Origin of the sequence: Parageobacillus caldoxylosilyticus NBRC 107762, assembly GCF_000632715.1 — a bacterium.
Classification (GTDB): domain Bacteria; phylum Bacillota; class Bacilli; order Bacillales; family Anoxybacillaceae; genus Saccharococcus; species Saccharococcus caldoxylosilyticus.
In genome coordinates this window covers 98,561-111,142 of sequence record NZ_BAWO01000011.1, presented here as the reverse complement: position 1 = coordinate 111,142, position 12,582 = coordinate 98,561, and the positions used below count along the sequence as shown (strand labels likewise).

Sequence of the window (12,582 nt, the reverse complement as noted above, 5' to 3'; positions counted from 1 at the left end):
ATGCACTTATACAGCAGAGTTTATGATTGCCACCTTTTGCAGTCGTATGTGCGGCTGTGTTTTTTTATGCTTTCCGATTATTGACTTGCATAGGAATGTGTATTCGTGGTATTGTTGACAACGATGAACAAAAAACAGAGGTGTCAGTATGCGTCTACGTAACAAACCATGGGCCAAAGAAAAAATTGCTTCTTATCCACATTATGTGATTCCTCATCCAGAACAATATAAAGGAAGATGGAAAGAAGTATTTGGAAATGATCATCCCATCCATATTGAAATTGGTACTGGCAAAGGGAAGTTTATCACTGAAATGGCCAAATTACATCCCCATATTAATTACATCGGCATTGAACTATATCCGAGCGTGCTTGTCTCCGCACTCGATAAACTCATTGAAAATGAACTGCCGAATGTACGGTTATTAAATGTCAATGCGAAAGATCTGACCAATTTTTTTGCCGAAGGGGAAATCGAGCGCATTTATTTAAACTTTTCCGATCCGTGGCCGAAAAAACGGCATGAGAAACGACGCCTGACTTATCGGGCTTTTTTGGAACTGTATGAAAAAGTATTGGTGGACGAGGGCGAAATTCATTTAAAAACGGACAATCAAGGCTTTTTTGAATATTCGCTTGTAAGCTTTTCCCAATACGGCTTAGTGCTGACGTATGTCAGTTTAGATTTACATCATAGCGATTTTGCCGGAAATGTGATGACCGAATACGAGGAAAAATTTGCGGCAAAAGGGAACCGGATTTATCGGTGTGAGGCAAAATATCCGCCGAAACATCGCTTTGCGTAAAAGGCTGTCTAAGCCTTTTATTTTTTGTTTTCGAAATATTTGCGGAAGTGTTACACTAAATGGTGAGGTGATGGGAAATGGAGCAATTAAAAGTAGGAAAAATCACATTGACATGGTTAAACGGAGGGGTAACTCATTTAGATGGCGGCGCGATGTTCGGGGTCGTTCCCAAGCCACTTTGGTCGAAAAAATATCCGTGCAACGACAACAATCAAATTGAATTGCGCACCGATCCTATTCTTGTGCAGGCGGATGGAAAAAATATGCTGATTGAGTCCGGCATCGGCAATGGCAAATTGTCGGATAAACAAAAGCGCAATTTCGGCGTTACGGAAGAATCATCGCTCGAGCAATCACTTGACCAGCTCGGTTTAACAACCGATGATATTGATATCGTGATGATGACGCACATGCATTTTGACCACGCATGCGGTTTGACCAAATGGGAAGGAGACCGGCTCGTTTCGACGTTTCCGCGCGCGCAAATTATTACGTCGCAAGTAGAATGGGATGAAATGAGACAGCCAAACATCCGCTCACGCAATACATATTGGAAGGAAAACTGGGAGCCGATTGCCGAGCAAGTTGTTCCGTTTGAAAAAGAAAAGGAAGTCGTTGGTGGCGTCAAAATGATACATACAGGCGGGCATAGCGACGGACATTCGATTATCGTGATGGAGTCGGACGGGGAAATGGCAATTCATATGGCTGATTTGTTAGGGACACACGCCCACCAAAACGTACTATGGGTGATGGCATACGACGATTATCCGATGACATCTATTTTTGCCAAACAAAAATGGATTCCATATGCTATTGAAAAGCAGGCTTGGTTTACGTTTTATCATGATGCGTACTATCGCGCCTTAAAATGGGATGAAAACGGGAACATCGTCGAACATGTAAAGCGTAACCGGTCCGTAAGGCTTGTGTAGGCGGATGCCTTGCCAAAAGCATCCGCTCATCTACAGCTGTTTTACGTCGATCATCGTTCCTGTATAGGCGTCGATGACAAATTCATACTGCGCGCCATCGCGGCAAATACCGCCTTTATAAATAGTATAGCGGATGTTGTTTTTTTCGTACGTTTCTGGTGTGATTTGAATCCAGGAGCCGCTGATCGGCGCAGATTGCCCAAATGCCGCCTTTGCTAAAGAAAGTGCTTTTTTTGCAGAAATCATCTGCCGGTCCAATTGTGCCTTGATGGCGTAGGCGGCGGCAAATCCAAGAGCGGCGCCGGTGATAAACTTTTTCCAACTCATGACGTAAAACCTCCTCTGTGCATTTGATACCGTTTAGTATATCGTATTTTGGCGGAAAATGTAAGAAAAGTGGAAAACCATTTCACGATTCGCTACAATAAAATCAAGAAGAAAAAGGGGTTAGTGGAGATGAATGTGGAGACACTTCAATTGTTTCAAACACTAACGGAATTGCCGGGAGCGTCGGGAAATGAACATGCCGTGCGCCACTTTATGAGGAAGGAACTGGAAAAATACGCTGATGAAGTGGTGCAGGACCGGCTTGGCAGCATTTTTGGCGTTAAGCGCGGCGATGAAAACGGCCCTACCGTGATGGTGGCGGGGCATATGGATGAAGTCGGATTTATGGTCACCGCCATTACCGATAATGGCATGATCCGCTTTCAACCGCTCGGCGGCTGGTGGAATCAAGTATTATTGGCGCAGCGTGTACAAATTATTACCGACCACGGCCCGGTCATCGGTGTCATCAGTTCGATTCCGCCGCATTTGCTAAACGAAGAACAGCGCAACAAACCGATGGAGATCAAAAACATGCTGATTGACGTCGGCGCCGACGATCGCGAAGACGCGAAAAAAATGGGCATTAAACCAGGACAGCAAATCGTGCCGATTTGTCCTTTCACCCCAATGGCCAATCCAAAAAAAATTTTGGCCAAAGCGTGGGACAACCGCTACGGATGCGGGCTGGCCATTGAATTGCTGAAAGAGCTAAAAAACGAGAAGCTGCCAAACGTATTATACTCCGGGGCTACGGTTCAGGAAGAAGTCGGACTTCGCGGGGCGCAGACGGCAGCGGCAATGATTCAGCCAGATATCTTTTTTGCGCTGGATGCAAGCCCTGCCAACGATATGACGGGTGATGAAAAGGGATTTGGCCACCTTGGCAAAGGGGCGCTTGTCCGCATTTATGACCGCTCGATGGTCACCCATCGCGGCATGCGCGAATTTGTGCTAGATACGGCAGAAACACATGGCATTCCATATCAATTTTTCGTTTCACCAGGAGGCGGAACGGACGCCGGACGCGTACATATCGCAAACAGCGGCGTGCCATCGGCTGTTATCGGCATTTGTTCCCGCTATATTCATACACATGCGTCCATTATTCATGTGGATGACTATGCAGCCGCAAAAAAACTGCTGGTCGAACTGGTCAAGCGCTGCGATCGGGCAACGGTGAATGCGATTAAGAAAAATAGCTAAACATGGTGAGAAGTCTTGCGCGACAAGACTTCTCTTTTTCCGTGCAAAGGAGTGAAATGCGTTGCAAGCCATTGCAATCGGCACAACCAATCAAGCGAAAGTAGCAGCGGTTCGAGAAGTTTTTGGTCCAGATCGTTATACGCTCATCCCAACGAATGTGCCATCGGGTGTTTCCGCCCAACCGCTTTCCGATGAGGAAACGCGTCAAGGTGCGATCAATCGCGCCAAACATGCGCTCGAAAAAGAGCAGGCCGATATCGGCATCGGGTTGGAGGGCGGTGTAATGGAGATCGATGGAGAGCTATGGCTGTGCAATTGGGGAGCGCTTGTCGACCGGGACGGTGCAGTCATTGCCGCCAGCGGGGCACGCATTCTCCTCCCTGCCGAAGTGGCAGAAGGAATTCGCAGCGGCAGAGAGCTTGGCGACGTCATGGCGGAATATACAGGAAAATGCAACATTCGCCATCAGGAAGGAGCCATCGGCGTGTTTACGAATGGCCATGTCGACAGAGCCAGCATGTTTCGCCACATTGTCCAGCTTCTTGCCGGCCAATATGAATTTTTTTGTCAAAACCGCTGATTCGCGATATGATAAAAGGGTACAGAAGGGGGTTTCACGGATGAAAACCATTGAAACAGCAACACAATATGAAAAGGTGAAAAATACAGCGAAAGCGATTTTTGTATTTTCGGCGGATTGGTGTCCGGATTGCCGCTTTATTCAGCCGTTTCTACCGGAAATCGAAAAAACGTTTTCCGATTATGAGTTTTATTATGTCGATCGTGACCAATTGCTCGAAGTATGCCAGCAAGAAAATGTATTTGGTATTCCAAGCTTTATTGCCTATGACCATGGAAAAGAACTCGGCAGATTTGTCAGCAAAGACCGCAAAACGAAAGAGGAAGTCGAGCAGTTTATCCGCAGCCTGTCATAGCTAGGGGGCGCAGCGATGGACAGCAAACAAATGTATGAGGAAATCAAAAAACGGCTTGCCCATCATCACGATTGGGTTTTCCAATTGGACCGGAAAAACGATACGCTCCGCATTGAAGCAAAAGAAACGAAAAAAGGAGTCACCATTTCGCTTCCCGGCGTCATTGCGAAATGGCACGAACAAAAAGAGGAAGCGATTAACGAAATGGTATATTATGTAGAACAAACGTTAAATACGATGCATGAGGAGCATTCGCTTTCCGGCAAAGAAAAAGATATTTATCCGGTGATTCGTTCCACCTCGTTTCCGACGAAAACGAAAGAAGGAATTTCCCTTCTTTATGACGACCATACGGCGGAAACGCGCATTTATTATGCGCTCGATTTAGGCAATACGTATCGTCTCATTGATGAAAAGATGGTGGAACAGGAACAATGGGACAAGGAACAAATAAAACAAATCGCCCGTTTTAACGTTCGTTCGCTCGATGTAAGCGTCAAAGAAGACAAAGTTGCCGGAAACACGTTTTATTTTGTAAATACCAATGACGGCTATGACGCAAGCCGGATTTTGAATGATGCTTTTTTGGCGAAAATGAGCAAGAAAATTACAGGAACAATGGTGCTCGCTGTGCCTCATCAAGATGTGCTCATTATTGCCGATTTGCAAAATGAAGTCGGATATGATGTGCTGGCGCAAATGACGATGAGCTTTTTTGCCAACGGGCGAGTGCCGATTACTGCATTATCATTTCTATATGAAGAAGGAAAATTAGAGCCGATTTTTATTTTAGGGAAAAATTATCGCAAAAAATAATAGAAAGAGGGTGGCTTACAGTGAATGTATTTTACAATCGAGAAGGTGTTGGCGATGTATTGCTTGTTTCTGTAAAACCGACTCAGCCGGAGCAGAGGGCGTTTGAAAAAAAGGGTGATGTTGTCCGCATCTTTGATGAACAAACGGGAGAAACGGCAGGCTATAATATCTTCCGGGCTTCCACCTATCATCCTTTTGCCGGCAACGGCTTGTTGGAGCTGAATGAAGAGCTTGTTGCTGTCATTAACGAGATATTGAAAAAAAATGGATGGGACGAAACGATCGAAGCCGATCTTTCGCCAAAGTTTGTCGTCGGTTATGTCAAAGAGAAAAAGAAACATCCAAATGCCGATAAACTGAGTGTATGCCAAGTGGATGTCGGAACAGAAGTATTGCAAATTGTATGCGGGGCGCCAAATGTGGCAGAAGGGCAAAAAGTTGTGGTCGCCAAAATCGGCGCCGTCATGCCGAGCGGGCTGATCATTCAGGAAACGGAATTGCGCGGAGTCCCGTCATACGGAATGATTTGTTCGGCGAGGGAATTGGAATTGCCAAACGCTCCACAAGAAAAAGGCATTTTAGTATTATCCGATGAGTACGAAGTAGGACAACCATTTACTTGGCAATAATACGATAGTCACTAGACTGGTTTCTAGTGACTTTTTTTCCGAAAACGAATGGAACAGAAAGAGTGATTTAACAATGAAATGGCTTAAACGGATGATCCGCTACTGGCTGGATTCAGACGAAGAACCAACAGCTTCCTCCGGTCAGCAGCACCGTGACCGGCCGGCGGCTTCACAACTGAATGCGAAAGTAGTGTATCAATACCCAAAAGGAAACTTTCGTTTTCCGCTTATTCCGGATGAGCGACCAGCAAGACGATGTTTTTCATCATTTGAGCAGGAATATGAGGAAAACGGTCAAGCTGTTTCGCGCCGCCGCAATGTACCGAAATACGACCAAAGCGAGCAGGACAATGACAAAAAACCATTCCGTCCTTCCGAGGTGTTGTCGCCTGTTTATGGGTATAATAGAAAAACAGCGAAAAAGAACGATCCTGTCGTTGAATGGGAGCTGCCATCTCATTCCAAAGATGATGCGATGGATCTAGTAGATTCATCTGTATCGGAAAAAGCGGAAACAGGTGAGCATTTGCTGTCGCCGGAATGCTTAAACAATGAAAAGGAGATAAGCGCTGGTGCGGTTCAAGAAGAGAAAGAAGAAACGGATTTGCCAAACAGCGGCGACGAACAACAAGAAACGATAGATGGGGAAAAAGAGGCTTCTATCCAAGAAGCAGAGCAGCCTAAAAAGGCAGAGGAAGAAACTGAGCCAAAACACGGCGATGAAACAAAACAGCGACCTTCTCCGTCGCGTTCCCGCATTCCTTACAATGTCATCATGCTAAAGCAAGACCGGAAAAAGCGGGAAGAAAAAAGGAAATCTGTTAGCAGCGGATATCAGTTTCCGTCTTTATCGTTGCTAGAGAGTCCACAACAGCGCCACGAAAGCGATGAGCAATGGATTCGCGAGCAATGTGAGCGGCTGAACCGGACGTTTGCCAGTTTTCATATCGGCGCGAAAGTCGTCAATACGACACAAGGGCCGACGGTGACGCGCTTTGAAGTGCAGCCCGATTTAGGAGTGAAAGTGAGCAAAATTACAAATTTAGCCGATGATATTAAATTGAACTTGGCGGCAAAAGATATTCGCATCGAAGCGCCAATTCCGGGAAAGCGTACGATCGGCATTGAAGTTCCAAACGTAAAAAGCCGTCCCGTTCTGATTCGCGAGATTTTAGAAAGCGGGGCGTTCCGCAATAATCCATCGCCGCTGACGGTTGCGCTTGGACTCGATATATCAGGGGCGCCGGCAGTCACCGATTTAAAAAAGATGCCGCACGGATTAATTGCCGGAGCGACCGGTTCAGGGAAAAGTGTGTGCATCAATGCGATCATTGTCAGTTTGCTGTACAAAGCCGTCCCACATGAAGTGAAATTGCTGCTGATTGATCCGAAAATGGTCGAGCTTGCCCCGTATAACGGCATTCCACATCTTGTCAGCCCGGTCATTACCGATGCCAAAGCGGCGACAGGAGCATTAAAATGGGCAGTGGAAGAAATGGAGCGGCGCTATGAGCTGTTTGCTCATGCAGGCGTCAGGGATATTGAAAAATACAACGAGCTCGTGAAACAAAAAGGCAGCCTAGAGCACCATCTTCCGTATATCGTCATTATCATCGATGAACTGGCTGATTTAATGATGGTGGCCCCGGCTGATGTCGAGGAGGCGATTTGCCGCCTCGCTCAAAAAGCAAGGGCGTGCGGCATTCATTTAATCGTCGCCACCCAGCGTCCGTCCGTCGATGTGATTACTGGTTTAATTAAAGCAAATATTCCGACGCGAATCGCTTTTTCTGTTTCTTCGCAAGTGGATTCGCGTACGATTATTGACACAAACGGCGCGGAAAAATTGCTTGGGCGCGGCGATATGCTGTTTTTGGAAAACGGCTCATCCAAAGCAGTTCGGCTGCAAGGAAGTTTCGTATCAGATGAGGAAATTGAACGGGTCGTCGCCCATGTAAAAGCGCAGATGGGGCCTTCCTATTTGTTTCAACAGGACGATTTTGTAAAAAAGACGGCGATCGGACAGGAAGAAGACGAACTTTTTTATGAAGCATGCCAATTTGTCGTTCAGCAAGGTGGAGCTTCCACGTCCAGTTTGCAGCGGCATTTCCGCATCGGCTACAACCGCGCCGCCCGTTTAATTGAAATGATGGAGCAGCAAGGCATTATTTCCGAAGCGCGCGGCAGCAAACCGCGAGAGGTGTTAATTAGTGAAGACGAATTGGCGAATTGGCAAGAAAATAGTATGATATGATCATTAATGGATTGATCCTATTGTGTACAATATAGAAGGAAAGTTTCGCCTCGCTTCCGATACGCGATAGTTTTTAGGAACGGGCCATGTTATAATGGTGTAATGTGAGCATGCATATCGTAAAATGAAATAAATGGCAAAACTAGATGAATATCATATACTGTCTTACAGATAGACGATTGTTGGAGGGCTTAGCGATGACAGTTTATCATTTTGTTGGCATTAAAGGAACGGGAATGAGCGCGTTGGCGCAAATTCTTCACGATATGAATTATACGGTACAAGGTTCGGATGTTGAGAAGCGCTTTTTTACGCAAAAAGCATTAGAGGAGCGGGGAATTCCTATTTTGCCCTTTAGCAAGGAAAATATTAAGCCAGGCTATACGGTGATTGCAGGCAACGCCTTTCCGGATACACATGAGGAAATACAAGCTGCGCATGAATTAGGGGTGCCTGTCATCCGGTACCATCGTTTTTTAGGAGAATTTATTCGCAAGTTTACCAGCGTTGCAGTTACCGGTTCACACGGAAAAACAACAACGACCGGTTTACTTGCCCATGTGATGCAAGGTGCGCATCCAACGTCGTATTTAATTGGGGATGGAACGGGAAAAGGGATAGAAGGAAGCAAATATTTTGTATTTGAGGCGTGCGAATATCGCCGCCATTTCTTATCCTACTTTCCAGATTATGCAATTATGACAAACATTGATTTTGATCATCCCGACTATTTTGCCAATATCGACGATGTATTTTCAGCGTTTCAAGAAATGGCCCTGCAAGTAAAAAAAGGAATTATCGCCTGTGGGGATGATGAATACTTACAAAAAATCCAAGCGAAAGTGCCTGTTCTGTTTTACGGATTTGGCGATGATAATGATTTCCAAGCGCGTAACGTGGTGAAAACGACAGAAGGTACATCGTTTGACGTGTTTGTCCGCAATACGTTTTTTGCTTCGTTCGAAATTCCGCGTTTTGGCGACCATAACGTCTTAAACGCGCTTGCCGTCATTGCCCTTTGCCATTATGAAGAGATAGACGTCCGCATTATTCAAGAAAAGCTAAAAACGTTTCAAGGAGTAAAGCGGCGTTTTACTGAAAAGGTGTTTGGCGACCAAATTTTAATCGATGACTACGCCCATCACCCGCGGGAAATTATTGCAACGATTGAGGCGGCAAGACAAAAATATCCAGGTCGCGAAATCGTGGCGATTTTTCAACCGCATACGTACACGCGGACGCAAGCGTTTTTGCGAGAGTTTGCCGAAAGCTTGCAACGGGCCGATCAAGTGTATTTATGCGACATATTCGGCTCAGCGCGTGAGCATCACGGCAAACTGTCGATTCACGACTTGCAGGCGCAAATTCCAAACTCCCGCCTCCTTCAAGAGGATGATACATCCGTATTAAAGCAACATGCCAACGCTGTACTTATTTTTATGGGTGCGGGCGATATTCAAAAGTTTCAGGAAGCGTATGAGCGCACGGTTCATTTATAATATGGCAAGGATGACTGGAAAAAGAACAAGCGAGCTAGGCATTCTATCGGCCGGCTCGTTTTTTGTCCACATTGATGTCGAATTTGCAGGAATTTACCGCATTAGCGTCGAACGTTTGAAAAGAATGCAGATGTAGGGAGATAAAGCGAAACTAGCAAGGAGGAAGTTTGGTGAAAATTATTTTATACGCCAGCATCGCGCTTATTGCCGTCTCTTTTTTCATATTAGTCATTTATATTGCCAGAACATTGACGGTATTGCAAGAAACAATCCGCCGTTTGACGGCAACCATCGACCATTTAGACAAGGAAGTGCAGGGCATTACGACGGAGACAACGCAGCTTTTGAAGAAAACGAACGCACTTGCTGATGATGTGCAGAAAAAAGTAGAGGGATTGAATTCGCTCGTCCATGCCGTCAGTGATGTCGGTGCCACCGTCCAGTCGTTCAACCGTTCCCTGCGGCAATTTTCGTCCGCGGTGACGACGAAAGTAGAAACCCATCGCGAAAAAATGGTAAAAGTTATGCAGTGGGGAAATGCTTTTATCGAAATATGGGAAAAATGGAGAGAAAGGAAACAAAAAAAGACGAAGGAGGTTGTACTGGATGGCAAAAAATAATGGAGGATTTTGGTTAGGTGCAATTGTCGGCGGGATTGCCGGTGCGATGACGGCGATGTTTTTAACAAGTGAAAAAGGAAAGCAATGGCTTGCGGAAATGAATGAAACAGGAAAACTGGAGCCGGTGAAAACGACGGCGACGGAGTGGCTCGAAGTAGCAAAAGAAAAAACCAAAGAGGTAACAAAATTTATTCCGCTTGGAAAAACGGACGAAAAGATGTCTTCGACAACCGCAGAAACGACGACGGAAGCACCGTCAATTCCAATTCCGCCATCGGCAAGTGAAAAGGATAAAGAAAATATCGAGAAGCTGCTGAAAGAGGCAGAGGAAGCCTTTAATGATGCCGAACAAAAAATGCAAAAACAAAACGATGCGGAGTGATGGCCATGGGAATGGAGAAACTGGAGACGATTGAGCAATTCGAAAAAGTGATGAAAGCGGGGAAACGGTTTCTATTCATCAAGCATAGCCTCACCTGTCCAATCAGCCAGGCGGCGTTTCGGGAATATGAGAAGTTTGTTTCCAATCATCCAGAAGTGGATACCTATTATTTGTATGTGCAAGAAGCGCGCCCACTTTCGAACTATATTGCCGAAACGTTTGGCGTCAAACACGAATCGCCACAAGCGCTATTGTTTGAAAATGGAACTGTCGTATGGCACACATCACACTGGAATATTACGTATGATGCATTGAAAGAACAAGTAATTCAAGCATCATAAGCAGGCATTCCATGGCGGGATGCCTGCTTTATAGTAGTTTTCGGTAAACGAAAAGGAAAGAGCGATGGTGGAGTTAGGAATATCGTTAATAGTGGTTGGCATCGCCATGTTGTTCCTTTCATTTCCTGGAATGTTGGGAGATTGGAAAGAACTGTAGTAACATCAACGAAAAATGCTTCTTTTATTGAGGAAAGTTACTGGTTCGGCAGCAGCGATTGCGGCGTTTGTATTCTTTCGCATTTGTTATTATTTTCGGTGGAGCATTGATTTACATGCATGTACATTTAATGAACCGGATGCGAATAATAAAAAGGACATGGACCTCCTCACATTTTCTTAAGGATGTTCATGTCTTTTTTCATGTGTTTCCGCGCGATTGGACATCCATTCCCCGGTCGCTTTCACGTTCCTACAGCGTTTCTCATAAAATGCTTTATTGCTTAAAAGCGTTTAATAAATAAAGCGATTTTTGGTGACAATTGCTCCTCTATCTATTATAATAATGACTAATTACAAAAACTGTACTACATTTGACGAAAGGATGAGAAAGCATGAGCAATGAGAGATTAGATGAGCTACGGGCAAAGGTAGATGAGATTAACTTACAAATTTTAAAATTAATTAATGAACGCGGGAGACTTGTTCAAGAGATTGGAAAAATCAAGGAAACGCAAGGGACCTATCGCTACGATCCTGTGCGTGAACGGAAGATGCTTGATTTAATTTCCGAGCATAACGACGGACCGTTTGAAACATCAACGCTGCAGCATATTTTTAAAGAAATTTTTAAAGCCGGCCTTGAACTGCAAGAAGATGATCACCGTAAAGCCTTGCTTGTATCGCGCAAAAAACATCCGGAAAACACGATTGTCGAGGTAAAAGGAGAAAGAATCGGCGACGGCAAACAATATTTTGTTATGGGACCGTGCGCGGTGGAAAGCTATGAACAAGTTGCGGCGGTTGCAGAAGCGGTGAAAAAACAAGGACTAAAACTGCTCCGTGGCGGCGCCTACAAACCGAGAACATCGCCATATGATTTCCAAGGGCTAGGCGTCGAAGGACTAAAAATTTTAAAACGTATTGCCGATGAGTTTGACTTGGCAGTGATCAGCGAAATTGTCACCCCTGCCGATATCGAAATCGCGCTTGACTATATTGATGTCATTCAAATCGGCGCGCGCAACATGCAAAACTTTGAACTGTTAAAAGCGGCCGGTCAAGTGAATAAGCCGATTTTATTAAAACGCGGGCTGGCAGCGACCATCGAAGAGTTCATTAATGCGGCGGAATACATTATGTCGCAAGGAAACGGGCAAATTATCCTATGTGAGCGCGGCATTCGCACGTATGAACGGGCAACAAGAAATACGCTGGACATTTCGGCGGTGCCGATCTTGAAGAAAGAAACCCACTTGCCTGTATTTGTCGATGTTACACATTCGACGGGACGCCGCGACTTGCTCATCCCTTGTGCTAAAGCTGCATTGGCGATCGGAGCCGACGGGGTGATGGCCGAAGTGCATCCAGATCCGGCGGTGGCGCTGTCCGACTCGGCGCAGCAAATGGATATTGCCCAATTTAACGAATTTATGGAAGAGGTAAGAGCGTTCCAGCGGCAAATGGTAAGAGCGTAATATTGGTCCCCCCTCCGGCAATCTGCCGGAGGGGGAAGTTTTTTGCTTTCAGAAAAAATTGAGCTACATATGAAAATAGAAAGCAGGCAGAGGGTAACATATACATAGTATCATTCATGAATTGTTTGTGAACACAGTAGCAAAATAGTTGCCAATTCGTTGCGATTTAGCGATAATGTATCGTATGATATTTTTACAT

14 protein-coding genes are annotated in these 12,582 nt (G+C 45.4%); 13 read left to right on the top strand and 1 reads right to left on the bottom strand.

Annotation, left to right across the window (positions count from 1 at the left end):
- Window positions 1–148 precede the first annotated feature (148 nt).
- Together trmB and GCA01S_RS04895 are read left to right on the top strand one after the other, a co-directional pair.
- Window positions 149–805 carry a tRNA (guanosine(46)-N7)-methyltransferase TrmB gene (trmB, locus tag GCA01S_RS04900; RefSeq protein ID WP_017434919.1) on the top strand — a complete coding sequence of 219 codons (657 nt, stop codon included), beginning with the start codon at window positions 149–151 and terminating at the stop codon, window positions 803–805.
- Window positions 806–882: 77 nt separating this feature from the next.
- Window positions 883–1,740 carry a YtnP family quorum-quenching lactonase gene (locus GCA01S_RS04895; RefSeq protein WP_042407691.1) on the top strand — a complete coding sequence of 286 codons (858 nt, stop codon included), beginning with the start codon at window positions 883–885 and terminating at the stop codon, window positions 1,738–1,740.
- Between the two features lie 30 nt (window positions 1,741–1,770).
- On the opposite strand, the gene GCA01S_RS04890 is transcribed toward GCA01S_RS04895, so the two are convergent.
- Window positions 1,771–2,067, bottom strand: coding sequence for a PepSY domain-containing protein (locus tag GCA01S_RS04890; protein ID WP_042407688.1), 297 nt, complete (start codon window positions 2,065–2,067; stop codon window positions 1,771–1,773).
- Window positions 2,068–2,196: 129 nt separating this feature from the next.
- Between GCA01S_RS04890 and GCA01S_RS04885 the strand changes: the two genes are divergently transcribed.
- The 11 genes from GCA01S_RS04885 to GCA01S_RS04835 all read left to right on the top strand — a co-directional run bounded on the left by GCA01S_RS04885 (window position 2,197) and on the right by GCA01S_RS04835 (window position 12,383).
- On the top strand, window positions 2,197–3,273 hold the full coding sequence (locus GCA01S_RS04885; protein WP_042407676.1) for a M42 family metallopeptidase: 1,077 nt from the start codon (window positions 2,197–2,199) through the stop codon (window positions 3,271–3,273).
- A gap of 61 nt (window positions 3,274–3,334) precedes the next feature.
- On the top strand, window positions 3,335–3,853 hold the full coding sequence (locus GCA01S_RS04880) for a DUF84 family protein (RefSeq protein ID WP_042407675.1): 519 nt from the start codon (window positions 3,335–3,337) through the stop codon (window positions 3,851–3,853).
- Window positions 3,768–4,208 carry a thioredoxin family protein gene (locus tag GCA01S_RS04875; protein ID WP_338117439.1) on the top strand — a complete coding sequence of 147 codons (441 nt, stop codon included), beginning with the start codon at window positions 3,768–3,770 and terminating at the stop codon, window positions 4,206–4,208. The genes GCA01S_RS04880 and GCA01S_RS04875 overlap by 86 nt, the downstream gene beginning before the upstream one ends.
- Window positions 4,209–4,223: 15 nt before the next feature.
- The gene (locus GCA01S_RS04870) at window positions 4,224–5,024 is read left to right on the top strand and encodes a DUF1444 domain-containing protein (RefSeq protein WP_042407672.1); all 801 of its coding nucleotides are present in this window, start codon (window positions 4,224–4,226) and stop codon (window positions 5,022–5,024) included.
- Window positions 5,025–5,044: 20 nt separating this feature from the next.
- Entirely contained in the window at window positions 5,045–5,653 is a 609-nt protein-coding gene (ytpR, locus tag GCA01S_RS04865; RefSeq protein ID WP_042407670.1) for a YtpR family tRNA-binding protein, read from the top strand.
- Window positions 5,654–5,726: 73 nt separating this feature from the next.
- Window positions 5,727–7,907 carry a DNA translocase FtsK gene (locus GCA01S_RS04860; protein WP_042407669.1) on the top strand — a complete coding sequence of 727 codons (2,181 nt, stop codon included), beginning with the start codon at window positions 5,727–5,729 and terminating at the stop codon, window positions 7,905–7,907.
- A 197-nt stretch (window positions 7,908–8,104) separates the two neighbouring features.
- On the top strand, window positions 8,105–9,406 hold the full coding sequence (murC, locus tag GCA01S_RS04855; RefSeq protein ID WP_017434928.1) for a UDP-N-acetylmuramate--L-alanine ligase: 1,302 nt from the start codon (window positions 8,105–8,107) through the stop codon (window positions 9,404–9,406).
- Window positions 9,407–9,576: 170 nt separating this feature from the next.
- Entirely contained in the window at window positions 9,577–10,026 is a 450-nt protein-coding gene (locus GCA01S_RS04850) for a DUF948 domain-containing protein (RefSeq protein WP_017434930.1), read from the top strand.
- On the top strand, window positions 10,013–10,408 hold the full coding sequence (locus tag GCA01S_RS04845; protein ID WP_017434931.1) for a YtxH domain-containing protein: 396 nt from the start codon (window positions 10,013–10,015) through the stop codon (window positions 10,406–10,408). The genes GCA01S_RS04850 and GCA01S_RS04845 overlap by 14 nt, the downstream gene beginning before the upstream one ends.
- A gap of 5 nt (window positions 10,409–10,413) precedes the next feature.
- The gene (gene ytxJ, locus GCA01S_RS04840) at window positions 10,414–10,749 is read left to right on the top strand and encodes a bacillithiol system redox-active protein YtxJ (RefSeq protein WP_017434932.1); all 336 of its coding nucleotides are present in this window, start codon (window positions 10,414–10,416) and stop codon (window positions 10,747–10,749) included.
- 551 nt (window positions 10,750–11,300) lie between these two features.
- A complete protein-coding gene (locus GCA01S_RS04835; protein ID WP_017434934.1) occupies window positions 11,301–12,383 on the top strand; it encodes a bifunctional 3-deoxy-7-phosphoheptulonate synthase/chorismate mutase in 1,083 nt (360 codons plus the stop codon).
- Window positions 12,384–12,582: the final 199 nt, after the last annotated feature.